The organism is Natrialba magadii ATCC 43099, assembly GCF_000025625.1.
Classification (GTDB): Archaea; Halobacteriota; Halobacteria; order Halobacteriales; family Natrialbaceae; genus Natrialba; species Natrialba magadii.
The window spans coordinates 2,925,162-2,948,349 of record NC_013922.1 but is presented as its reverse complement, the minus strand read 5'-3'; the positions used below and the strand labels follow the sequence as shown (position 1 = coordinate 2,948,349).

The window sequence follows — 23,188 nt, the reverse complement described above, 5'->3', positions numbered from 1 at the left end:
GGTTTCGCTGCAGCTACTAATTGTCTTGTGGCCGTTCCCAGCGGTCGGCTCACGATAGTTGTCTGTAGATCTCCTCACAGATCCACCGTGATCAGCAGGTCGACCAGTCGCTCCGTGAGCGTCCCCGTCACCGCGCCGATCCATAACAGCGCCGTGAAGTGAACGTACGAATTGCCGAAGTGGCCGCCGTCTGCCACCCGAAGCACCAGTGACGAGATGAACGCGTTGAAAATCAACACCAGCACGATCAGATACCGGAGCACCGGCACGTTGTACTCGTCCGTGTGGATGAGTTGCCCGCCCATCTGGCCGTCGAGATCGATATCGAAACTCGAGAGCATCAGGGCTAACTCGAGTCCGATGAAGAACGCGAACGCCGAGGCGGCGGTGATGCCGTACATGACGCCGACGAGCGTGGTCGTCTGCTGCTTGCGCTCTTCGCGCAGGTTGATAATCTCACTCATGTTCGTACTGATGAGTTCGCCGAGGCGCTTTGGCCCACCACCCATCTCGCGACCGACCAGATACATCTCGCTGAACTTCTGGATCAGGAACGTGTTTGCCTCACCGGTGAAGTAGCGCCAGGATTTCTCGGTGCTCAGGCGCATGTTCAGCCGGCGATAGAGGTCGTCGACGTTCTCGGTAAGCGGGCCGAAGTCCTTCGAGCGCAGCGTCGCGAGCACTTCGGAGGTCGTACTCTGCTTTGCGCTCTCGCTTGTCCCGAGCGCGCGGATGAAGTTTGGAAACGCCCGATCACGCTGGAACGCGCGCCGTTCCTCGTACCAGAAGACGAGTCCCGGAATCAACAGCGGGAGGGTTGCGATGGGCATGTGGAGCATCGAGGGCAGGTCACGAATCGGGAGACCACCTGGCTCCGGCAGTACGCCGAGAAAGATCAGCCCCAGAAGGATGACGGTGAGGACGCTCAGCCCGACGCCGACGACCGTCGAGGCGAGCATCCGCTTTTTGGTCGCCGTGCGATACCCATCCTCCAGATACCAGATCGGATCGTCTGGGACGACCGCGCGGATGACGAAGAAGAACCCGATCTGGATGAAGACGAACAGGACGATGACGATACTCGTCGTCAGCGTCGGGTCGTTGCCGGTCAGCAGCGGCAGGACGATCGCAAACACCAGCGCGAACGTCATCGAGATGATCAACGAGAGATAGAGGTCCTTCAGCACGTCCAGGTTGCCAAGCGACTGCCTGTACACTGTCGAGTACTTCTCTACCAGGACGTCCTGTTCCTGATGTAGGAACTCGTCGAGTTGCTGGCCAGCCCCGAGCGTGTAGGCCATCCGCTCGAAGAGGTCGGCCACAGACTCACTCGGAACCGCCTTCGCCCGGCGGCGACAGGCGTCGCCGAGACTCAGGTGCCAGACATCGACGAGGTCGACGACGCGCTGGACCTCGTCTGCCAGTTCGCCGTACTCCTCTTCCTGGGCGAGCCTACGCAGCACTTCCATCCGGTCGATGTTCGTCGTCGACAGAATGGTCATGTGAATAATGAACAGATGGAACCGGTTCTCCATCTCGATGCGGCGCTGGTCGACTGCCAGTCGGGGATAGCCCACCGCCGCGACAAAGACGAGGAGGCCGAGCACCGGAATCAGGAGTTTGACCAGCACGAAGACGTCGAGGGCCACCGCGATGACGATGGTTGCGAGGAAGAACAGGAACGCAGGCAGCAGTACCCCCGGGACGTACAACCGTGCCGGGAGATCCATCTCGTCGTACGACCGAATGATGGACTTGCTGAGGTCGTTGATCGCCGCTGTGTTATCCGCAATACCCATTGTGCATCCTGCGTCTTCCGCCTGCGCTGGTTGTAGTGGCCGTTGCCGATCGACACCGCCAACAGTCGATTCCGTCACCAGCTGTCGGCGCAGCCACGACTACTTCCGTGTCGTAGACACTCCTTTGAATGCTCAGCATACAAAACTTCTGGCTGGTACTGTCGACTCGGCAAAAACTGGCGGCGCCGGTGTGCGAACACGTCTCATTTCGGCGATCCGGGTCAGTGCTTGCCGGTCAGACGCCGAGTTCACTCTCGACCGGACTTTACATCCGCTTTCGATTCTCTCAGCTCTCCCACATCCGCCTCCGACTCTCTCAGCTCTCCCACATCCGCCTCCGACTCGCTTACGGCGACACCCTCCGTCTCAGATCCGGTATCGGCATCTGACACACTTTTCGTCTCAGTCCCACCACCTCCATCAGCAGCAGAAACATCAGCGGAAGCAGAAGCACTAGCGGAAGCAGAGGAACCAGCCCCCCCAGAAACACCAGCGGCACCAGCAACACCAGAAGCAACATCCGACACACCCCGCTCCGGCGTCGCAATCCCCGCAATATACCGCAAACTCCGCTTGTGCTCGTCGTTTCGCAACACCGACTTCGGCTCGATCTCCGCAGCCGCAAGCGGCGCATCGTCACCGCCAAACCCGTTCAACAGCCGGTGCAAGTACGTCTCCACCGGCTGCGAAATCCAGCCCACCGACTCGTAGTACGCAATCGTCTGTGCCGCCCCCTCGAGTCCCGCCGCATCCACGAGAAACTGGAGCCACTCGAGTGTCGCCAGTTCGGCGTCGTTTCTGGCAGGGAGGGTGACGAGATACGGGAGGTCGCCGTCCTCGCCGTTCGTTCCGTCGAGTGCTGGAGCAGGTGGGTCCTGGGCTGCTGGCGCTGACTCAGAGGCTGCATCGGAAGCTGGGTCTGCGTCGCTGATCGATTCGACGGGGTCTGCCTCGATCTCGTCTTCGTTTTCTGCACCGTCTTCGCCGTCTTCGCCGTCTTCGTCGTCCTCGTCGTCTTCGTCGTCTGCACCGGCTTCGTCCAGGAGCTCGTCGGAGAGTTCCGACTCCGCATCCATCTCGACACCGAGGTCGTCGTCGAACTCGGTGCCATCCTCCTCGTTGATATCGTCGTCATCGTCGAACTCGTCCGTCAGCACGTCGTCACCCGTCTCCTCGAAGGTATCCACGTCGTCGAACTCGTCGTCCGCGGGGTCCTCACCCAGGTCGTCATCGAGGAAGTCCTCCGCTTCGGAGTTGATGATATCATCGTCGATCTCGTCGGCAGGATCGTCCTCGCCGCCGAAGACGCCGCCCTGCCCCGCGGCGGTTTCGAACGCGTTGCCGAGTTCCTGATCGCCGACGAAGGGGTTGATTCCCTGGGTGACGATCTCGTACATGTCGACGAGCTTGTCGACGTTGCGCTCGACGCTCGTGATCGAGTCGCTGATCTGTTCGTTCTCCCCGCGGACGGTTTCGACCTTGTTCTCGAGGGAGTCGACCTCCTTTTCGACCTCGTCGAGACGGTAGGTGAGTTCCTCGTCCATCGAGTCTTCGTCGTCGCCGTCGTCGAAGCCGAGGTCGTCGCCGATCAGGCCGTCGTCGCTGCCGAGGAGGTCGTCGCCCTCGTCGGCGTCGGTATCGTCAGCGTCGTCCGATTCGTTGCCGCCACCGAGTTGGCTGAATAGCAGTAGTGTCATGGGTAGTCTGGTTTCGTTTCAGTGTGTGTTGGGGGCTGTTGCCGGTCTATGCGTGCAGTCGTTCGGGTTCGCTCTCAGTGTCTCAGTGTCCGCCTTCGTCTCCATCCCAGTAGAACGAGATCGTATCCTCGTTGCCCTTGACGAGGAGGATGACCTCAGTGTCGCCGCTTACCTCGTGCGTTTCGATCGTCACCTCGACGACGCCACCGGACTGCCAGGTGTCGCTGTCCTCGTCTACTCGAGTCACGTCCGTGACTGTCGAGTAGGTGCCGTCGATCAGTGCGTCGATGATCTGTTGTTCAGCAGGTATGTCCTTGTTACCGATGTTTTTGGCCAGGACGGTGACGTTGTAGATGCCGTCGCCGGTTTCTTCGACCATCGTGTCACCTTGCGATTCGTCGCTGATAATCGCGATGTCGGTTTCGATCTCTTCGGCGACCGACGAGCCGCGCATCTCAATTGAGTCGCTCACGTTCCCGACCTCCATGATGACCGTTCCGGCGACGGCTGAGGCGATGATGAGACTGCCGATGAACATGATCAGATGTGTTGCCGAGACGCTCGCCATTAGTGGCACACCTCACTGAGCGGTGTTCGTGGTGTCGCGTCTGCGGGCTGGGCTGTCGAGTCCTGTCCCATTAGTCCTCGCCTCCGCTTTCGCCATCGGTCTCACTATCGCTTATCGTTGCCCGGTCAGCGACGCCGCGTTCGGTCGTGATCCGGATGCTGTCACTGTCGCCGTCGATGGTGACCTCGGAGTCAGATTCGGAGAGTTCGATCTCGAGTTGGGTGCCGGGTGCCCAGACGTTGCTGTCCTCGCGTTCCGTATCACCGTCGATGATCGTTGTTGCCTCTGTATACGGGCCTACGGGGTAGTAGTGGCCGTTGACAACGGCGGTTGTTTCGGAGACAGAGAGTGAGTTCGAGCCGTCGTTGGTTATGATGACGATTGCGTCGGTGTCGGAGTCCGACTCATCGATGTGGTGGAACGAGTCGATGGTGAGAGCAGTGTTCTGTTGGTCCCGAAGCTGGTCGTTCTGGGTGGCGAACGCGTCGCCAGTTGTGGAGCTAACGCTGAATACGGTCGGGACGATGACGCTGACCGCCATGAGAAATCCGACCAGGATAATAAGAACAGCGCCGCTCGTACTGAACCCCATACTCAGGTATGTAGTTTCGCTCAGGTTGTTAAAAGACCTCTGGCCATTGGAGTGTGGGTCAACGGAGCGTACGATGTCACTGGACAGTCATCAGCCAGTGCTGCAAAAAATGAAGTACTGCCTGCTTAGAGGCGAACTGCTTCGCCGTCCTCGCTGAAGAGGTCAGGCGCGTTCAGTTCGACCTCCGTCGTTGCACCGGATGGCGAAACGATACTGAGAGAGGATTCGTCTCCAGCACCGAAGGCGTCCTCAGTGTCCAGATCCTGCAGATCTAGTTCCTCATCACTTTCGCTTATTTGCGATCCGAACGGTGCTACCTTCGGATTGAGGATAATCGTGAGTTCGCCGTTGTCGTTATCGAGGACTGCATCGCTTTCCTCGACGAAATTGCCATCTTCGTTTTCAACGGCGAAGTGTCCAGACGCAATGTGGGATGGGTCAGCATCAGTTGCATCAGTACTGTCTCCATCCACATTACCATCTTCGTCAGTCACCGTGACGAATCCATCATCATTGGCATCGATTTCATCATCACCAGGATCAGCCATCACAAGGTTATCCTGTCCTTGAGGGCCCACAACCTGAATGATGGTTTCACTGAGGTCAATATTGTCGGAGCCAGCAGCACCGCTGACGCCAAGACGAATCTCTTCGAGTTCACCTCGGTCGGCACCAGCCTCCTCGCTAACTTCGGTTTCGGAGACAATACCGACTGCAGTCGTTGAATCGATCCGTTCGGAAACGAGATCGGTACTCTCCTCACCGGTTGCTTCGGCCTGGGATTGCAGCATCCCGGCCGTGTTGATCAGTACACCTGCGGCAATCGCAGCGACCAGCACCATCGCGATGAACACGATGAGCGTACCGATCCCCACTTGGCCGCGGTCGTCGGTAGTTTCGTTGACAAACATGGTTATAGCCTCACAGATTCGTCACCTTCGAGGAAGGTGCTTGGAATGCGTAGTTCGGTCTCTGTCGAGGCTCCCGATGCCGTCGTGAATATGACGGTGAGGTCCTCGCTCTCTTCGATTCGGTTGAATCCGTCAATGTCGGCGACTGGGTCGAACGAGACGAGTGCACGATCGGAATTATCCGTCAGGACGTTTCCGTCGACACCCTGGATGTTCTCGACGTTCCGGTCAGTGATCGTAACCGTCTCCTCGCCCTGATCACCGATGAACTGCACTGACGTCTCCTCAAGATCGATCGCGTCAGAGCCAGGTGCAGTAGCGACAGAGAACTGAAGGTTGTCGATTTGAGTGTCAGTTTCACCAAGTTCTGGATCTTCCGTTGTACTTGCTACCTCATTTGTCGAAATTGGAAGCATCCGTGCTGAGTCGAATCCTATTACTTCCACTGCATAGTCTCCCTCGTCAGCCGGCACCGTTGCTTCCCACTCAATCTCTGCGTCATCACTGCCCCAATTATTCACGTTCGTTATTTCAGCTTCAGTACGCTCGTAGTCGGTCAACTGAACAGTAACGGTATCTTCGATATTATCTTCCGCTATTTCGTCCCAGAAGTTGTTACCAGCATCAGCGGTGAGTTGAAGACCAATAGTCGACTCGGAATCATCACTGAGTTCGTCTACGTTAAAACTGACGCTTGGATCTCCTTGAGTGAGGTCCACACTGTCTTCCGTTACTGCTTGAACATTTTCTCCATCAACAGTTACCAATGCACCACCTATTGAAGGAAGATTATCAAGTGTGACAGTTGTTGGATCTCCGGCTTCATCAGGTAATTCGATTGCCTTCGAGTCCTCAAATCCAGATTCAGCACTTGTTGCAACTCTTATTACGACTTCTTCGCCTGCTGCCGTAGCGTCACCGGCTTCAACCGTTACCTCCAATTCTTCGCCTTCACCGGCACCAAGGGTATTTACGTCACTGAAATCTCCAGACGTACTCGAGATTTCAAGTCGGTCACTTACCTGATCTGTACTCTCTTCGCCGGTGGCTTCGGCCTGCGTCTGCAGCATGCCAGCCGTATTGATCAATACGCCCGCAGCAATCGCAGCGACCAGCACCATCGCGATGAACACGATGAGCGTACCGATCCCCACCTGGCCACGGTCGTCATCTGTATTGGATGTGAACATGATTATTGCAAAGATAAGAAATCCGAGTTAGAGTCGGACCGCTTCACCAGGCTCGCTGAAGAGGTCTGGGGAGTTCAGTTCGACCGAGGTGGTTGCACCGGATGGCGAGACGATGTCGACCGAGGCCTCGTCGCCCGCACCGAAGACGTCATCTTCATGAAGATCTCCAGGGGTGATGCCGCTTACATCATCAGCCTCACCAAATGGTGCGACTTTTGGATTGAAGACGATCGTGAGTTCGCCATTGTTGTCATCGAGGACTGCATCGCTACCCTCGACAAAGTATCCGTCTTCGTTTTCGACAGCGAAGTATCCGCTCTCGATGTTTGAGGCGTTTACGTCGTCGTCAGTATCTCCTTGGTCAGTACTCTCAGTACTCCCAATGTCGGTGGTGCTAGTTTCGTCCCACCCAGCTTCACTCATGTCATTGCTTCCGTCAGCCATGACGAGATTCTCTTGCCCCTCAGGACCGACGACCTGAATTATCGTCTCATTGAGGTCAATATCATCTGCCCCGGGTGCACCGGTAACGCCAATACTGATCTCCGCTAAGTCACCGCGATCTGCACCGTCTTCACCGTCTGCCACATGGGTGGATACGGTACCCACTGCGCTCGTGGTATCGATCCGTTCAGAGACAAGGTCGGTACTCTCTTCACCAGTTGCTTCAGCCTGGGACTGCAACATCCCAGCTGTGTTGATCAGGACGCCCGCAGCAATCGCAGCGACCAGCACCATCGCGATGAACACGATGAGCGTGCCGATCCCCACCTGACCGCGGCCGTCGTCGGTGTCGTTAGTGAACATGGCTACAGTCTCACCGATTCTTCGTCTTCAATGAAGGTACTTGGAACGCGAATCTCCTGTTCGGTGGACGCACCGGCGTCAGTCGTCAGGATAACCGTCAACCGTTCACTCTCATCCAATGCTTCGTAGCCAATATCGTAACTACCTGGGGCTCCGTCTAATTCGAACACAACTTCAGCACGGTCCGAACTTTCCGTCAAGACGTTGTTATCGGGTTCATCGCTGACGCCTTGGATGCTGTTGATGAAGACGCCCTCGTGGCTAAGATTAAACATCTCTTCACCACCCTCACCGATGAACTGCGCCGTTGTTTGATTCAAGTCAACTGGATCCGATCCCGGCGCAGTCGCAGTCACCATACTGATGTTGTTGATTTGAGTAGGGTCATCGGGATCATCAACATCCCCTGAGACACTGACGATGTCCAGGCGGTCACTTACTTGATCTGTACTCTCTTCACCGGTGGCTTCTGCCTGCGTCTGCAGCATGCCAGCCGTATTGATCAGCACGCCCGCGGCAATCGCAGCGACAAGCACCATCGCGATGAACACGATAAGGGTGCCAATCCCCACCTGACCACGGTCGCGGTCGTCGTTTTGTTCGAACATTGGTATTATACACCCGGCGATACCGGGCAGTGGACACAGATTCAGAGCGATTGTTCTTAAGTCTACTTGCCAAACTTTACACTCTTAACTCTAACTGCCGATAGGTGGATATCTTAAACCTAATGGCCGAACTGCTGGACAGGTAATTAAACTTGGTGGCCGATTCCCCCGTTCCACCCCCGTCGACTTCCAGTCGGCCGGGAGACTTATCTCCCCGCTCGAACGAATTTGCGCCATGAATATCATTGACGGCGACAAGATCGAGTGTAGCCGCTGTGACGACCTCATCTTACTCGACGATGCGAATATCCTCGGCAAGACGAACAACCGCACCTACGCGAAGCCACTCTGCAACGACTGTCTGGAAAACGTCGGCGTCCCGCGCGGCTACGAGCTCGAACGCGACGTGAGCTACCTCAAGACCGATTGACGGCCGGCTGGCGACACACTGCGCACGACAGGAGAGACGACACACTGGGGGATGGGGAACACGCTGGTTTCTCCCACTATTCTCTCGGTTCGCTGGACAACTAGTCGCACCTACCCACTATAATCTCAGTATGGAAAGTACCCGTGTAGAACGTATCGCCGCGAACGTTGCCGACCGCACCCGTGCCCGTGTCACTCCTTACTTACCGCACCCGTGTCACGCCTTACTTGTTGTTCATCGCTTCACTCGCGATGTTCCGCCCGCGTGGCTTCAACGCGACCTCCCGCCGAACGCGAACCTCCTCTAACACCTGCAACTCGATCAGGCGCTCGTAAATCTCCTCGACTTCGTCCGTGTCGATATCCAAAAACTCCGGCACCTCGAACGGCGACACACCCGAGTAGATCGCCATCAACACCTCCTCTTCCTTCCCCGAGAGGTCGATCTGCGAGGCGTTCTTCTCCGCCCCGCGATCCAGCACGGACTTCAACATCGCGCAGTTCTGGCTCGAGCCCGAGAGATACGTCTGGACACTCGAGCCGTCCTCCGTGTGCTCGGCTTCGATCACGGGTCGTTCCTGTGAGCGGACGGTCCGTTCGCCGCTCTCGACGGTCCCCACGTCGTCGACCTCGATCTGGACGAACTCGCCGCTCTCGATGGCGAAGTTCGCGACGCCCTCGTTGATCTTCACGCGCGCCTTGCGCCACGAGGAGTCCTGGACGACCCCACCTTTCACCGCGGGGTGTCTCACGAGGACGATTTCGCCGTCCAGCACTGCCTTCTGGATCTGGAGTTCGAACTCCTGAACGTCGCCCATCGAGATGAGGTAGACGTTCGCCCCGTAGTTGATGCTGATATAGTTCGAGACCTTCGCGACGGTCTGATTCACGTCGTACCGGCCGCGGATCGACTGCACCTTCCCGAGTGGAATCGTCACTTTCCCGTCGTTGCTGACGATCACGATTCGCTTGTTCGAGAGGACGATGCGGCCGTTCGACCAGTTCGTATCCGAGAGCTTGCGGCCCTCGCGGACGACCTGCGTGAACTTGCCCGTCACGTCCGCCAGCTTCTGTTCTCCACTGCTCATACTGCGTCACCAGCCACTGTGCCGACGCCACCGAGCTTCGAGAGCGCGGAGAAGCCACGCTTTCGCAGCCGATCGCTGTCGGTTCGCTCGACGAAACTCGAGAGCCGCCGCCGTGAGGTGTCCGTGCCGATCTTCCCCAGGACGAACAGCGCCTTGACGCGCAGCTCCTCGTCCTTTAGCCCGTCCTCGACGAGTTCGATCAGCCGCAACTCCAGCCCGTCGCTGTCGAGCAACGAGAGGCTCGTCGCCGCGAACTTCGAGGTCATCTCGTCGTCGTCGCCCATCGTCTCGATGAGCGCATTTTGGGCGGCCTCCGTCTGGCCGTCGTTGTCGTTCGCGACGCGCCCGAGAAGCCACGCCGCGTTGCGCCGTTGTGCCGTCTCGGTACTCCGGTCCAGAATCTCGATCAGCGGATCGATCACCTCGTCGGTGTCGGCCGCCTCGAGTTCCCCCACGATTTTCTCGCGCACCTGGTGGCTCGCGTTCGCGGGGGCCTCCGAGAGCAACTGGACGAGCGAGAACATGGCCGTCCGGCGAACCATGTCCGTCTCGTCGCTCAGCGCGTTCGCGAGGACCTCGACGGCCTCCGTGCTGCCGAGGCGACCGAGTGCGTCGACCGCAATCCGTCGGAGCACCTCGTCCTCCGCGTCGGCGACATCGATGAGTTCGCGAAGCGCGTTGTCTGTCCCGATATCCGCGAGCGCGTAGGCAATCTCGATTCGAACGCCGTAGGTATCGGCGTGGAACTGCTTCGAAAGCGCGGGGACGCTCTCTGCGGCTTCGATGCGCCCGAGCGCGCGGGCGACGCGTTTTCGGACGCGCTCGTCTGGATCGTCCAGTCGGTTCACCAGTGCCGTCACAACGTTGTCCTCACCGATTCGACCGAGACCGGTTGCCGCTGCCATCCGTAGCTCTGGGCGATCAGCGGACAGCCCGCGCGCGAGCACTTTCGCCTTCTTCCACTCCGCGAGGTTCTCGAAGTCCTGGCCCGAGAGTTCGCCGATGAACTCCTCGAGTGCGTCCTGGCCGTACTGGTCCAGGGCGTCGATCGCTGCGGCCCGGACCTCGTCGTTCTCGTCGTCCTGTGAGGCCGTGATGAGTGCCTCGACGACGTCGTCCCGAACGGACCGCGGCTGTCCCTCGCTGACTACGTCGTCCGCACTCGTTTCGAGACTACCGAGGATTTCGGCAGCCCGGCGGCGGATGTCCGGGTTGGAACTGCCCTCGAGGTGCCGGATGAGTTGTTCGAAGTTCGCGTTGCGCTCGAGTTCGAATAACGCCATAGCTACGGGATCACCGCTGGGGGCCAGAAACCTGTCTCCGCGGTGCAGGTTCTGGGTGCGCTCTCACAGTGGCGGTTCGGGATCGGCTGTGACGCCGAGTGCACTTACTCGTCGCTTTCAGTGCCATTTGTTGTCTCGTTGTTGGGTGATTCGTCCGACGGATCGTCGTTTTTGTCGTTTTCGTTGCTCCCATCGGTTTCGTCGCTTTCGGTGCTGTCGTCATCATCACCATTGTCATCATCGTCACTGCCGTCATCATCGTCACTGCCGTCTCCATCGTCACTATCGTCACCATTGCCACCCTCGTCACTGTCGTCACCACCGTCTTCGTTACCACTCTCTTCGTCCCCGTCAGCGCTATCTTCATCACCCTCGTCGGGCGCCTCACCGAGTTTCTCGTCGGACTCGTTCGCATCGGCTCCTGGCTCCTCGCCATCTTCGTACTGTTTCGTTCCAGCGATCGCGTTCCACACTTCGATATCCGAGGCCTCTCCGTCGAGGTGTTCTTCGGCCCACTGGGCGTTGACCGCCCAGCCTTCTACCTGCCCATCGAATCGACCTTCGACTTCAGTGTAGAGGTGGTCGACGTCTGCACCGCGGTCGACCATTCCCTCGCTGAACACGCGGTAGATGAGCGCAATCTCGTCGTCTGATTCGACCGCATCCGACGCCGCAGACTCGTAGAACAAAATCCAGTCGTCGTCCTCCGTATCGTGATACAGCTCGTCGACCGCAATATCGTTCTGCTCGAGAAGGTGGTAGAACTCACCAGGCGTCGCATCCGGATCGTCACCCGGCTCTTCGGGATCGACCGCCACTCGAGTCTGGCCAATCTGGCGGACCGAGTCCAGACAACCCGCCGTCAGTCCAACCGCGGCGGTCGTCATCGCCCCCAGCGCAGTGCGGCGAGTCAAACCAGAGCGTCCGGCACCGGTACTCGAGTGGGGAGTCGAACTCGAGTCGGCGTTGGTAGCGGTCCGTGTTGGTGGTGAGGTAGTCGGTGATCGATCTCGTAAAGAGTCCCGGTCACTCTCGTCGTCACAAACAGAGCGCCCCCCAGGATATCGTGGCATCGTTACGATGCCGTCACACCAGACCGTGAAAAATTCGTCGGCCGTTCGGTGTGTACGGGTAACTGTTTCGGCCCCTTGGTGCCAGAACGCAGTTCGCGGGGCCGGCAATATGATATGAATGGATTTCCTACTGCTCGTTAATGAGAGACTCGGCTGTTGTTCGAGGTTGCTGAGAGAGGATAAGTATGGAACAGAAGGACAGTGTCCGTGGTGGGCAATCGGCAGTAATGGCGGTCGGACAGCTGTGGCGAGGTCTTCGGACGAGGTTCGGTGGAGTACGAGGGACTCTGGATAGGCAGCAGAAAACGACAGGAAGTGGGGTTGGGGTGTTTCACTTGGACTTGGATTCAACGCGCGCGCTTGCCGTGAGTACGCTCGTTCTTGGAGTGCTCTTCGCTGTCGTTTTGCTCGCTGCTGTCCCGACTGCGGCCGCTGGAGGTGAGGGACAGCTCTCGACTGCTGTGGTCGCGAGTAGCTCCGGTTCCGTTTCTGATGTGGACTCTGAGGAGTATACAGACACTGTCGTCGTGCGATTTGCCGACGAACACGTCGTCACAGGTGACGCTGCGGAGTCGGTTCCGTCAGATCCGGTCGTCACTGCTGATGGTGATGACCTCGTAGTCGTTGACGGAACTGTCGAAACAGACAGCGGTGATCCCATCGTTGTCGAGAATCATACGGTCCGAGCCGTCGACGGCGACCCCGATCTCGTCGTTACTGACGGCCACGTGCTGAACGATACGCTCGAAGTCACGGAGAACGGGAGCATCCAGACAGTCGAAGGTGAATCGGCCGTCACGACTGAAGACGGTGATGGTGTTCGCTACCGCCACGTCAACGAAACGAATTTTCGGCCGGAAATAACGGACATCAATACGCCAGGCGAAGGTGAACCCCTCGAAGTGACAGTCGATATCACGAATACGGAGTACGGGACAGGAGAGAAGAACGTCACGCTCACGCTCTCCGATGGCGACGAGCTCGCGACACTGAACGAGTCAGTCTCACTCGAGGGCGGTGAGACGACGACGGAGACCTTCGAGTACGAAACGGTCCGTGGCGATCACACTGCAGACGAGGTGATCGTGGACGTGGAGTACGATGGGAACCAGGATCGGCAAGCGGTGACGATTCACGAGTCCAAGGCAGTAGTCAATATCAGTGACTGGACGAACACTGCTGCAGGCGACGAACTCGAGGTTGTCGCCGAAATCAATCGATACGGCAACTACCCACCTGGTGACCAGGAGTTCTTGATCGACTTCTCGATCGACGGCGACCACGTCACCACGAAACCCGTCGACATCGAACCCGGCGGAGAGGCAACCGAGACGTTCACCTACGAAACCAACGAGAGCGACTCCCCATCAGTCGAAGCGACCGTCGAGAGTGGCAGCGGGGGCCCGGCTACTGCTGTCGTCGACGTCCTCGGACAGGCGACCCACGAACAGAACGTCGAGGCCGAGTTCGTCGACCGCAACTGGCCGGACGAGGGCGACACACTCGAGCTTACCGCTGAAATCGGATACGATAGATGGGATCGAATCCCCGACGAGCCACAGGAGTACCCCATCGAGTTCAGCATCGACGACGAACTCGTCGAGAACCGAACAGTCGAACTGGACGGCGACGAGACGCTCACCGAAACGTTCGAGTACGAAACCGAACAGGGCGACGCACCGCGTGTCGACGCTGCACTTGACACACCGGGATCCGGTGATACAGCACGCCCGCGCGTCAACGGCAGCGGCTTCGACGTCGAAATCGAGGCCATCGACGAACCAGTCAACGCGAGCGAGGAACTCGTGACAACGGTCGTACTCGAGAACACCGGTGATCTCGCGGGCGAGCAAGAAGTTCGGATGCGGATCGATACTGGATACGGCGATCCACACCGAACAAATCGACAGATCCGGGACCGCAAGAACATCTCCCTCGATGTCGGGGAACGAACGACAGAACAATTCTCGTACCGGACCGCAGATAGAGACGTTCCAGAAGTAGAAGTTGCGATACTCAGCGAAACTGACGAGGCACTCGGCAACGCAACCGTTCGTGCCAGCACTTCACGGTACGAACCACAGAATCTGACGGCAGAGTACACGAACGACACTGACCGCGAACTGACGTTATCTTCCGAGATCAACAATACCGGAACCGAGCCTGACGATCAGTACGTCGAGTTCATGCTCGACGACGAACTCGTCTACGTCGACCGAGTCAGTCTGGATCCCTGGGAGTCGACGAACGTTTCGACGACGATCGACGCTCCAGAAGAGAGTGGCGCGTACGACTTTACCGTTGAGACAGACGACAAGACCGCCGAGGAGACGGTCGGCGTTGGTGTCGAGATTATCGACGACGAGCCGAGTGACGAGTCGGACGAGCCATCGTCTAACCAGTCCGATACGGAGCCAACTAACGAATCCGAATCGGCAACCGACCCGCCGGAAGAGGAGGCGGGTCTTCCGTGGTTCCTCATCCTCCTCGGGCTCCTTGGTGTCCTCGTCTCGTCGCTCACCCTGCTCGTCTACCGTAACGATCCGGAGAACTTCCCGCCGGAACCGGCCGCCGTCCCAGGGATACTCGAGGAGGAGGTCACCAAAATCGCGCATCAGATTCGTGCGACGAACCTTTCGATGCTTGTTGCGACCGTCAAGGGGGTCGTCGGACTCGGGGCAGGGACGCTGGTCGTCCAGAACAAACTGCCGCGGGCGGCGACGGTTCGCGTGCGCTGCCAGACGGCCGAGGAGACGGTCTTCATGCAGGATCTCGAGTTGCAACCGGATGAACGACGGACGCTTGCATCCCTGCCGGACGTAGCGCAGTTCCGTGTCGGTGCCGGTGTCGACGATATTACCTCGCACGAAGAGGTGTTCGAGGGAGACAGCGGCGACGTGGGTGTCGTCCTTCGAGCTGAAGGGCTCGTTATTGCGAACCTTTCCTGAACCGGCACAGTTGTCGACTATCAGATCCCAACTATACTATCCATAAATATATTACCTCCTAGATTGCTTGCTCTACAGACGTGGTGCTGTCTTGTAGTATACGTGTATAAGCGGCCGTATATCGGACTGAAACGGCCAATCCTGTCGGTGTCCTCTCACCTTTGCAGTTGTCCACGCCTCATCCACTAATAGACACTCTAGCGCCGCATTTCGAGGAATATGTCAGTTATGGGTGTTCCAAGGATCATCTTCCAATATTGTTCTCCTACCATAGTACTTTTAGAACCTACTATTTTTCTGTCACCACTGTCGCGTCTGTCGCGTCTGTCTCCCGCTGGTATCGAGCGGCTGACTGTGGAGTACGGCGTACTCGAGTACCGACAGACCGACCGAAGCGAGGGGAGAGAGTTCTGTGGGAGCAGGCAGGTGAGAAGAACCGCGTTGCACGGTCGTATCGGCTGTGTTGGGTACTACGTTACAGGAAAGTAGCGTAGTGAGACAGGCACTGTCTGCGAACGGACACCGCCCGCAAAGTACGATTGGAGAGTGAGTTGTAACGAGGACGTGAGTGGACTACCTGTGAGATCCTGTGGACAGTTCCACTCGCTACGCTCACGAGTTTGCTCGCTGAGAGAAGTGGGTCACTCGGATTCTATAGTTCCGACTCACGGATTTGTTCGTCGGAAAAGTATGGGCCAACTCGGATTTGAACCGAGAGCCTCCACCTTATCAGAGTGGCGCTCAACCTGATTGAGCTATTGGCCCGCGTCTGCACTCGTTAGTTGCTCGGTGGGATGTTTAAGGGTTTCTTTCTGTTTGTCCTGTGCGATGCGCTACCGCGCGTGCTGACTGTCTTCGTCGCTGTCATCCGCGTTCTCTGTCTCCTCACCCGTGCCGATGTCGATCGTGTTGCTATCGGTAGCGCTGTCCCGACTGCTCCTTGCTTCCGTTCCGGAACTGGAGCTGGAGCCGGTGTCGACCGTGTAGTCGTCGTCGCCGAGATCGTACGTGCCACCGGCGGTACCGGTGCCGATCCCGGTTCCAGGGCCTTGCGTCCTCGACCCAGAACCACCCGCGGGACCCGCACTGCCCGTATCCGTCGGCCCGCCTGCACCCGGATGGTCGCCGTCGGGAAACCCAAACGTCCAGACGGCACCACTCGCGAGGCCGTCGGTCTTCTTGTCGGCGTAGGGGATGACCACGTACCGCTTGAGGGCAGTTCTGATCGGGATCCGAGTGATCGGAACCGCGATCAGGAACCCGATGAGGTCCGTGACGAGGCCGGGCGTGAGCAAGAACGCACCGGCCGCAATCAGGAGTGCCCCATCGAGGAGTTGATTCGTCGGCGGCTCACCCTGGACGAGCGAGCGTTGCATCTTCCGAAGCGTTCTGCGCCCCTCTGCACGGACGAGGAGCATGCCGACGAGGCCGGTGAGAACGACGAGAAGCACCATACCGACCCAGCCGATGTAGGTCGTCTGACTGACGACGACCGCGAGAAGCACCGCGTCGAGAAACGGGATGAGCAACAGCGCGAAGATCCACCGGAGCATACCGCAATATAGCCAGCGAAGGGTGAAAACCCTTTACTCTCACTACACCTGACGACCAGGCTCACGACGACCGCCAGCACGGCCGAACGAAGGGCTTACGCCGCTCACTCACCCACCCTCCGGTATGGGTATCGGTATGGGCAGTGACCGCGACGACGGAACGCGCGTCGAGTGGCGCGAGTGGGGCCAGGAAGCCTTCGACGAGGCAGCGGAGGCCGGTTGCCCCATCTTACTCTCGCTCACTGCGACGTGGTGTGACCACTGTCACGAAATGGACGAAGAGACCTATGCAGAGCCGCGGATCGCGGCGAACGTCAACGACAGTTTCGTGCCCGTCCGCGTCGACGTCGACCGTCGTCCGCGCGTGCGTGATCGGTACAATATGGGCGGCTTTCCCTCGACTGTCTTTCTCGCCCCCGACGGCTCAGTGCTGACCGGTGCGGGCTATCTCGGCCACGATGGCATGCGACAGGTCCTCGACAGCGTCCGCACCATGTGGGACACCAAAGGCAGCGGTGCCGGTCGCGTCCCGCGACCGCTCCGCGAGGACAACCCGCCTGCTGGTGAACTCACGTCGGCTGTCGAATCCGCCATGCTCGGCCAACTCTCCGAGGTGTACGACCAGACCGCCGGCGGTTGGGGCCAACAACCGAAGTTCCCGCTGCCCGACGCACTCGAGTTCGCTCTGAAGCGCGACCGGGAGATGGCGCTGCGCTCGTTCGACGCGGTGAGTGCGAACTTGCTCGACGAGTACGACGGGGGCTTCTACCGTTTCGCAACGGATTCCGACTGGTCCGGTCTCCAGCACGAGAAGCTGTTAGATTCGAACGGCGCGCTCGTGCGCGCGTTCGCGAACGCGTATCTGCTTACTGGGAAAGACGAGTACCGCGAGCCGGCTGCGCGGACGATCGAGTTCCTGACGACGACGCTCTGGAACGACGCCGTCGATGCCTTCGCGAACAGCCAGCCACCTGGTGAGACCGACGCCCACAGCCTCGATGCGACGGATCGCGAGGCGGCAGCCGAGCCGCCAGTCGACGACATCGTCCTCGCCGGCCCGAACGCGCTCGCGATCGAGGGGCTGCTCACCTACGCGGCTTACACGGACGATGAGCGCGCGCGACGGTACGCAACGCGGGCACTCGAGACGCTTCAGACTGAGCTGATCGACGAGGGTGTCGTCACGCACGCGCATCCCGACACCGTCGCCGACGACGCTGGTGCAACCGCGCCGTTGCTCGCGAACCAGGCCCGGACGCTCTCGGCACTGACGACGGCCGCGAGTGTTCTCGATCCGGCTGTCCTGTCGACCGCGACCGCCGTCGCCGACGCGACCATCGACCAGTTGCGCGATGGCGACTCGTTCGTCGACGGGCCGGCAGCGGGCGCAGGGCTCCTCGATCAGCCGCTGCGGCCGCTCGATTCGAACGTCGCACTCGCCGACGCGCTGCTGGACCTCGCGGCGCTCACCGGCGACGATGCGTACCGCACCGTCGCCCGGGAGGTACTGGAGTCCTTCGCCGGCGCAAGCGATCGGTTCGGTGTCCAGATCGCACAGTACGCGACAGCGACATCGCGGCTACTCGAGGGGCCGCTCGTCATTGCGGTCGCCGACGAGCCGGGAACGGACCTGCACCGGGCAGCGTTGCGAATGGCCGACCACGAGAAGGTAGTCGTTCCCGGCGCAGACGCGGTCGAGAGTGCACCCGAAGTCGAGCCTGGAACAGCCCGCGTACTCCGCGGCGATCGCAGCTCGACTGTCGCTGAAACTCCAACTGAGTTGAGCGAGGCGGTGCAGTCCGTTCTTGACTAGTCGGGGGCTGAAACGGGTCGGATCGACCCGATCGCAAACCACCACAGCGTTTATGTTTCTCCGGTCGAGTGGTCAGTACATGGCCAGCCTCAGGGACCTCGGGCTCTCGGAGTACGAGGCTCGAGCGTATCGAGCGCTGTTGAATACCGGTCCGACAACGGCCAAGGAGTTGTCACGCGCCAGTGACGTTCCGATGGGCCGTATCTACGACGTGTTGAACAGCATCGAGCAGTACAATCTCGTTCGAACACAGACCGCGAGTCGGCCGAAGAAGTACGTCGCCGTCGAGCCCTCGACTGCGCTCGACCGCTTGCTCGACGACAAGAAGCGCGAACTCGCCGAGAAAGCGGATCAGTACGAATCCATCGTCGACGACCTCTCGGACGAACTCGACGCTGCTGATCCGGTCGAAGAGCAGTTCTGGACCGCAGCCGTCGGACCTGAAGAGACGATCGATCTCTTCCTGGAGCGACTCGCTGCCGCCGATCAGTCGATCATCATGGTCGCTGCGGACCCCGTTCCACAGCGGGACATGCGGACCGTCGGTGACGACGTGCTGGCGACACTCGAGGACGCCCTCGACCGCGGCGTTTCGGTCGACGTGTTGATGACGCGCCGACTCGTCAACTCGCTCTCCGAGAACGTCGGCGAGCGCTATCGGACGACGCTACAGGCACGTGATGACTTCGATGTCCGAACGAGTGAAGAAGTGACCGGGTCGTTCAACCTCCTCGACGATTCCGAGGTCTGTATTCAGGTGCCGAATCCGCTTTCGTCGGGCGATGCGTTCGGCATGATCGACCTCAAGGACCCGGAGTTCGCGGCGAACGTCCACGACGAGTTCGCGCCGCGGTGGGAGGATGCAGAGCCGCTGAAGTTCTGATTTTAGTTTCGGTATCCGTTCTTCCGCTCTTCCGCTCTTCTGCTCTTCCGCTCTTCTGCTCTTCCGCTCTTCCGCTCTTCTGCTCTTCCGCTCTTCTGCTCTTCCGCTCTTCTGCTCTTCCGCTCTTCTGCTCTTCCGCTCTTCTGCTCTTCCGCTCTTCCGCTCTCAGTCACTCATCGGCCGCTACTTCCTCGCGTAGCGTCTCCATCTCGACGATGCGCTCGGCGTGAGCGTTGTGCTGGTGGATCGACTCGTCGTTCGACTGCTTCATCGTGATAACTGCATCGTCCGACAGGTGGTCGAATTCGTCGACGACGCCCTCGGCCAGCGAGCGCACGCAGTCCTCGACGAACTTCGCGTCTGCGTGTGCCTCGTACGTCATGTGATCCTCGTCGGGACGCTTGGCCAGGTTGTAGATTCGCGCGCTCATCGAATCCCGCGCAATATCGATGATGTCGTTCAGATCCACGTCCGGGTCACCTCCTGCTTCGACGGTGAGCGTCGCGTGCCCGCGCTGGGAGTGACCCGGCTGTGGCACCTCCTCTAAGAACTGCGTGATGGTGTCCTCCTCGACGCCGAGGTTCTCGAGTGTCTGCTTTGCACGCGCGGCAGACATGCCCTGCGAGCACGGACAGACGGTCATCCCAGTTACTTCCGCGCCGATTTCTTCGCGCGTGCCGTCTTCGGTCGCTGTCGCGGAGGCAATGATGTCGACGGTGTGTTGGGTCTCGCGGTCGCTTGCGGGCGTCTGCTCGCGACGCATGAACTCGGCTTCCATCGACACTTTCGCAGTAGAGGTGTAGTCGTGTTTCTCGAGGAGGCGCTCTGCAGCGTCACCACAGACCTCTTCGACGCGGTAGGCCTCTTCGCGCGTGGCGTCTTCGAGGATTTCGTCGATGACCTCCATATTGCGGCTCATGTCCGCGCCCTTGCGCCAGGCAGGAAGGTCGACAAAGACCTCGAACTCGGCGGTGAGGACGATCGGGCGCTTGTCCTCGCGGGCGAGCTTGACGAGCTTTTCGACACCGGTGACACCGACCTGGCTCAGGCCGACGGTGACGTCTGGCGAAGACGCCTGTACGTCCGGCAACTGGTGACTCATTGTCAGCATTCAGGGGAGCGCGCGATTATGCCTTTCGGAACGGACAGTTCACTGCCGAATACCGGCAGACGGCTCGGTTGCAGTGGCGAACGGCGAAACCACTCCAGCACAACATCTCTTTAAGTGCTTCTGGTCACAAGGTGTAGATACGACGGAAGAACGTCGTTCTGCAGATCGTGCTCCATACTGTTCTGACTGAAGAGACTGGACTCCACATATCGACCGCACCCCTCTATTCCGCACAGTTCTGAGGGAGACCCTGCGTCCACACAGGACAGATCATGCGCGGCATCTGCCAAAATCTGCGTCGGCAGCGCTTCAACGGAGTGCCATCCGGTTCGCACTCGTCCTTCACATCATCTCGAACTTATCCCGTCGGTAGAGGTCAATCTCGGTGACGGTGTTTGGCGGTTCCTGCTGCGCGGCGAAGACAACCGCCGCCGCGATGTCCGCAGGTTCGGTGATCTCTCCCGGCTCGTACCGCTGTTTCGATAACTCCGCCTCGTCACGATATTCCTTGCCGAATTCCGTTCTGACCTCGGACGGATTGATGACCGTCACACCGATATCGTCCGGTCCGACCTGTGCGGCTAGACTCAACGCGAACCCGCGGGTCCACCACTTCGTTCCCGCGTAAACTGGGCTTCCCGACCGCGGAAACTTCCCCGCGAAACTGCCAACGAACACGATCGTCCCGGCCGATTCCTCGAGATGTGGAACGGCCGCTCGCGTCGTGAAGAACATTCCGTCGGTGTTGACGTCCATCACGGTCCGATACTGTTCGGTGTCTAACTCCTCGATTCCGACGCCGCGTTCGGTTCCGGTTCCCGCGTTCGCGACCACTACGTCGAGCCCGCCGAAGGTCTCGACTGTCTCGGCGACCAGGTCATCGACAGCAGCCTCGTCGGTTACGTCCGTCGGTACTGCGACCGTTTCGACACCATATTCCGCTTCGACCGCCCCAGCCAGCTCGTCCAATTCGTCGGCGCGCCGTGCCGCGAGTGCGACGTTCATTCCTTCGTCTGCGAGTGCGCGAACAGTTTCGCGTCCGATACCTGCGCTTGCGCCGGTCACCAGTGCTGACTTCCCTTGTAGTGTGTTTTCATCCATCATACTACTGCCCCGCCGAGGATCACCAAAAACCTTCGAGAAGCCGGAAAGACAGGCGTGAGTTCGTCGCACACCGCTGCCAGTATTCCTTTAAGTGCTTCTGGTCACAAGGTGTAGATACGAACGGCACTTCGCGGTCACCACCCCGTCACGGTTACCGCGGTTCTCTTTACACTTCATTCCGTTATCATCGGTTGAGACACACGTGTCACCGACAGCATCGCGGATCTCTACACGCGTTCGAACAACCGTCGAGACGCATCTCGAGGATATCGAACGAGTGCACGACGTGACGGTCGTACTGGCTGTCGCCCGGGGGAGCTACGCCTGGGGCGGTGCGAGTCCAGCGAGCGACTACGACGTCGGATTCGTCTTCGTTCCGACTGACTTCCGGCGATACGCACACCTCCAGAGACCTGACGAGACAATCGTGATCCAGCGCGAGGAGCGTGGCGATAGCGGGGATCAAGACGTTGGAGCCCACGGAGACTGCGGAGACGACAGCGACCGCGGCAACGACAGCGGAGACGGCAGAGACAGCACCACCGGAGACGAGAACAGAGCCGAATTCGACTACCAGGGCTGGGACATACGGCAGTTCATGCGCCTACTTGCCAACTCCAACGACGGCGCAATCGACCTCCTTCGGAGCCCGATCCGCTACCGACTTGCGTGCGATCCGTCCGTTCTCGACGAACTCCGGGTCTACGTCGAACGAACCTACAACCCGATGGATCTCTACCACGCCTACCGTGGAATCGCCACGAGTAACTACCGGAAATACATCTCACACCACCTCGTGCGCAGCGACGACGAACTCTTTCCGATCGTGGAGACGCGCGCGGACGAATACGTCGTCGAAACAGCCGAACCAGCCGACACGTTGGCAACTGATGGCGACGACGTACCGACGACGACCATCGCTGCGGACGACGAGCGTTTCACTGAAACACAGACGAAACCCACCGTCAAACGAAACCTCACTATCTATCGCGCGGCGATGGCCGCGCGCTACCTGAAAGCAACCGGTGAGTGCGGAGAAACTGGTGGCAACACTGTCGCCACTGGTGATGCCGGCACCGATACCAACACCAGTCACGACCTCCCAGCACTCGAGTTCGAACAATTTCTCACCGAACAGGCACCGGCAGTCTTCGACACTGAACGAATCCAGCGCGCGCGGGACCTGCTCGAGCGCAAGCGCCGTGGCGAGGGCGACGAGGAAGTCGGCGACGTCGTCGGTCGCGAGTTCGCACAGCCGTCGGTCGAGATCGAGCCGTCGATTCACGTACGTTCAGGGCCGGAGCCAGCGCGGTTGGACGAGTTCACCGACGAGTTGCTCGCGGCAGTTCTTTAAGTGCTTCTGGTCACAAGGTGTAGATACGACGGGTCACCGACGCGCTGTTTTGCGTCGGTCTCATTCCTGCTTGTCCTGGGTGCGGAGCTGCCGGACTGTTCCGTGCTCCATTTGGTCGCTCGTTTCGCCCCAGCCACTATTCCGTCCCGATTCCCTCCCGATGCCGGTTCACCGTCTTCTCGGACCGATTCTGCGGAACGTCACCACTCACTCGTCCCTCACTCGTCCTTTAAGTGCTTCTGGTCACAAGGTGTAGCTACGAAGGGCTTTTCGCGGTGAGGCTACGCACTCCGGAGCGACCGCATCGGTCGTGATCGTCTCCACTCGAGTCTCCTCCCGTCCAGAGCTATCGTCATAATTGTCAGTTCCGCTGAAAC

General features: G+C 59.3%; 19 protein-coding genes, 1 tRNA gene and 1 pseudogene. 5 read left to right on the top strand and 16 right to left on the bottom strand.

Annotated elements, in window-relative coordinates; all coding sequences use genetic code 11:
* Positions 1–74: 74 nt before the first annotated feature.
* The 9 genes and pseudogenes from flaJ to flaB1 all read right to left on the bottom strand — a co-directional run bounded on the left by flaJ (position 75) and on the right by flaB1 (position 8,172).
* Positions 75–1,799 (bottom strand): archaellar assembly protein FlaJ, encoded by a 1,725-nt coding sequence (gene flaJ / locus NMAG_RS13825; protein WP_004267183.1) that lies wholly within the window; start codon positions 1,797–1,799, stop codon positions 75–77.
* Positions 1,800–2,047: 248 nt separating this feature from the next.
* Positions 2,048–3,496 carry a FlaD/FlaE family flagellar protein gene (locus NMAG_RS13820; protein ID WP_004267184.1) on the bottom strand — a complete coding sequence of 483 codons (1,449 nt, stop codon included), beginning with the start codon at positions 3,494–3,496 and terminating at the stop codon, positions 2,048–2,050.
* Between the two features lie 82 nt (positions 3,497–3,578).
* Positions 3,579–4,064: a flagellin gene (locus tag NMAG_RS13815; protein WP_004267185.1), complete on the bottom strand. Its 486-nt coding sequence runs from the start codon at positions 4,062–4,064 to the stop codon at positions 3,579–3,581.
* A 70-nt stretch (positions 4,065–4,134) separates the two neighbouring features.
* On the bottom strand, positions 4,135–4,656 hold the full coding sequence (locus NMAG_RS13810) for a flagellin (protein ID WP_004267186.1): 522 nt from the start codon (positions 4,654–4,656) through the stop codon (positions 4,135–4,137).
* Between the two features lie 125 nt (positions 4,657–4,781).
* Positions 4,782–5,567 (bottom strand): flagellin B4, encoded by a 786-nt coding sequence (gene flaB4 / locus NMAG_RS13805; protein ID WP_004267187.1) that lies wholly within the window; start codon positions 5,565–5,567, stop codon positions 4,782–4,784.
* 2 nt (positions 5,568–5,569) lie between these two features.
* Positions 5,570–6,508: a flagellin gene (locus NMAG_RS22675; protein ID WP_407060157.1), complete on the bottom strand. Its 939-nt coding sequence runs from the start codon at positions 6,506–6,508 to the stop codon at positions 5,570–5,572.
* Positions 6,494–6,757: pseudogene (locus tag NMAG_RS22810) on the bottom strand (archaellin/type IV pilin N-terminal domain-containing protein); the annotation flags it as partial. The gene NMAG_RS22675 and the pseudogene NMAG_RS22810, both read right to left, overlap by 15 nt.
* 27 nt (positions 6,758–6,784) lie before the next feature.
* A complete protein-coding gene (locus NMAG_RS13795) occupies positions 6,785–7,564 on the bottom strand; it encodes an archaellin/type IV pilin N-terminal domain-containing protein (RefSeq protein ID WP_004267189.1) in 780 nt (259 codons plus the stop codon).
* 2 nt (positions 7,565–7,566) lie between these two features.
* Positions 7,567–8,172 carry a flagellin B1 gene (flaB1, locus tag NMAG_RS13790; protein ID WP_004267190.1) on the bottom strand — a complete coding sequence of 202 codons (606 nt, stop codon included), beginning with the start codon at positions 8,170–8,172 and terminating at the stop codon, positions 7,567–7,569.
* Between the two features lie 235 nt (positions 8,173–8,407).
* Between flaB1 and NMAG_RS13785 the strand changes: the two genes are divergently transcribed.
* Complete coding sequence (locus tag NMAG_RS13785) at positions 8,408–8,602, top strand: hypothetical protein (RefSeq protein ID WP_004267191.1); 195 nt, start codon at positions 8,408–8,410, stop codon at positions 8,600–8,602.
* A 223-nt stretch (positions 8,603–8,825) separates the two neighbouring features.
* Here NMAG_RS13785 and NMAG_RS13780 read toward each other — a convergent pair whose 3' ends face one another.
* From NMAG_RS13780 to NMAG_RS13770, 3 genes are all read right to left on the bottom strand, one after another.
* On the bottom strand, positions 8,826–9,689 hold the full coding sequence (locus NMAG_RS13780) for a CheF family chemotaxis protein (RefSeq protein ID WP_004267192.1): 864 nt from the start codon (positions 9,687–9,689) through the stop codon (positions 8,826–8,828).
* Positions 9,686–10,972, bottom strand: a complete 1,287-nt coding sequence (locus NMAG_RS13775) for a HEAT repeat domain-containing protein (protein ID WP_004267193.1) — start codon at positions 10,970–10,972, stop codon at positions 9,686–9,688. Before NMAG_RS13775 ends, NMAG_RS13780 begins: the two co-directional genes overlap by 4 nt.
* 104 nt (positions 10,973–11,076) lie before the next feature.
* Positions 11,077–11,886 carry a hypothetical protein gene (locus NMAG_RS13770; protein ID WP_237076788.1) on the bottom strand — a complete coding sequence of 270 codons (810 nt, stop codon included), beginning with the start codon at positions 11,884–11,886 and terminating at the stop codon, positions 11,077–11,079.
* 344 nt (positions 11,887–12,230) lie between these two features.
* On the opposite strand from NMAG_RS13770, the gene NMAG_RS13765 reads away from it, so the two are divergent.
* Positions 12,231–14,993: a hypothetical protein gene (locus NMAG_RS13765; protein WP_012996743.1), complete on the top strand. Its 2,763-nt coding sequence runs from the start codon at positions 12,231–12,233 to the stop codon at positions 14,991–14,993.
* Between the two features lie 691 nt (positions 14,994–15,684).
* Here the strand turns inward: NMAG_RS13765 and NMAG_RS13760 are convergent.
* Together NMAG_RS13760 and NMAG_RS13755 are read right to left on the bottom strand one after the other, a co-directional pair.
* Positions 15,685–15,758, bottom strand: a tRNA-Ile gene (locus NMAG_RS13760).
* A gap of 68 nt (positions 15,759–15,826) precedes the next feature.
* The gene (locus NMAG_RS13755; protein ID WP_004267196.1) at positions 15,827–16,546 is read right to left on the bottom strand and encodes an FxsA family protein; all 720 of its coding nucleotides are present in this window, start codon (positions 16,544–16,546) and stop codon (positions 15,827–15,829) included.
* Between the two features lie 124 nt (positions 16,547–16,670).
* Here NMAG_RS13755 and NMAG_RS13750 point away from each other — a divergent pair, with 124 nt between their 5' ends.
* Both NMAG_RS13750 and NMAG_RS13745 read left to right on the top strand, forming a co-directional pair.
* Positions 16,671–18,359 (top strand): DUF255 domain-containing protein, encoded by a 1,689-nt coding sequence (locus NMAG_RS13750; RefSeq protein WP_004267197.1) that lies wholly within the window; start codon positions 16,671–16,673, stop codon positions 18,357–18,359.
* A 79-nt stretch (positions 18,360–18,438) separates the two neighbouring features.
* Complete coding sequence (locus tag NMAG_RS13745) at positions 18,439–19,242, top strand: TrmB family transcriptional regulator (protein ID WP_012996742.1); 804 nt, start codon at positions 18,439–18,441, stop codon at positions 19,240–19,242.
* Positions 19,243–19,411: 169 nt separating this feature from the next.
* Here NMAG_RS13745 and mptA read toward each other — a convergent pair whose 3' ends face one another.
* Positions 19,412–20,344: a GTP cyclohydrolase MptA gene (mptA, locus tag NMAG_RS13740; protein ID WP_004214838.1), complete on the bottom strand. Its 933-nt coding sequence runs from the start codon at positions 20,342–20,344 to the stop codon at positions 19,412–19,414.
* Between the two features lie 351 nt (positions 20,345–20,695).
* Positions 20,696–21,454 carry an SDR family oxidoreductase gene (locus NMAG_RS13735; RefSeq protein WP_004214840.1) on the bottom strand — a complete coding sequence of 253 codons (759 nt, stop codon included), beginning with the start codon at positions 21,452–21,454 and terminating at the stop codon, positions 20,696–20,698.
* A 205-nt stretch (positions 21,455–21,659) separates the two neighbouring features.
* On the opposite strand from NMAG_RS13735, the gene NMAG_RS13730 reads away from it, so the two are divergent.
* Positions 21,660–22,811 (top strand): nucleotidyltransferase domain-containing protein, encoded by a 1,152-nt coding sequence (locus tag NMAG_RS13730; RefSeq protein ID WP_004214841.1) that lies wholly within the window; start codon positions 21,660–21,662, stop codon positions 22,809–22,811.
* Positions 22,812–23,188 lie beyond the last annotated feature (377 nt).

Coding starts and splice junctions, on each gene's coding strand:
- flaJ (WP_004267183.1), bottom strand. CDS start 1,799: ATGGGTATTGCGGATAACACAGCGGCGATCAACGACCTCAGCAAGTCC.
- NMAG_RS13820 (WP_004267184.1), bottom strand. CDS start 3,496: ATGACACTACTGCTATTCAGCCAACTCGGTGGCGGCAACGAATCGGAC.
- NMAG_RS13815 (WP_004267185.1), bottom strand. CDS start 4,064: ATGGCGAGCGTCTCGGCAACACATCTGATCATGTTCATCGGCAGTCTC.
- NMAG_RS13810 (WP_004267186.1), bottom strand. CDS start 4,656: ATGGGGTTCAGTACGAGCGGCGCTGTTCTTATTATCCTGGTCGGATTT.
- flaB4 (WP_004267187.1), bottom strand. CDS start 5,567: ATGTTTGTCAACGAAACTACCGACGACCGCGGCCAAGTGGGGATCGGT.
- NMAG_RS13795 (WP_004267189.1), bottom strand. CDS start 7,564: ATGTTCACTAACGACACCGACGACGGCCGCGGTCAGGTGGGGATCGGC.
- flaB1 (WP_004267190.1), bottom strand. CDS start 8,172: ATGTTCGAACAAAACGACGACCGCGACCGTGGTCAGGTGGGGATTGGC.
- NMAG_RS13785 (WP_004267191.1), top strand. CDS start 8,408: ATGAATATCATTGACGGCGACAAGATCGAGTGTAGCCGCTGTGACGAC.
- NMAG_RS13780 (WP_004267192.1), bottom strand. CDS start 9,689: ATGAGCAGTGGAGAACAGAAGCTGGCGGACGTGACGGGCAAGTTCACG.
- NMAG_RS13775 (WP_004267193.1), bottom strand. CDS start 10,972: ATGGCGTTATTCGAACTCGAGCGCAACGCGAACTTCGAACAACTCATC.
- NMAG_RS13765 (WP_012996743.1), top strand. CDS start 12,231: ATGGAACAGAAGGACAGTGTCCGTGGTGGGCAATCGGCAGTAATGGCG.
- NMAG_RS13755 (WP_004267196.1), bottom strand. CDS start 16,546: ATGCTCCGGTGGATCTTCGCGCTGTTGCTCATCCCGTTTCTCGACGCG.
- NMAG_RS13750 (WP_004267197.1), top strand. CDS start 16,671: ATGGGTATCGGTATGGGCAGTGACCGCGACGACGGAACGCGCGTCGAG.
- NMAG_RS13745 (WP_012996742.1), top strand. CDS start 18,439: ATGGCCAGCCTCAGGGACCTCGGGCTCTCGGAGTACGAGGCTCGAGCG.
- mptA (WP_004214838.1), bottom strand. CDS start 20,344: ATGAGTCACCAGTTGCCGGACGTACAGGCGTCTTCGCCAGACGTCACC.
- NMAG_RS13735 (WP_004214840.1), bottom strand. CDS start 21,454: ATGGATGAAAACACACTACAAGGGAAGTCAGCACTGGTGACCGGCGCA.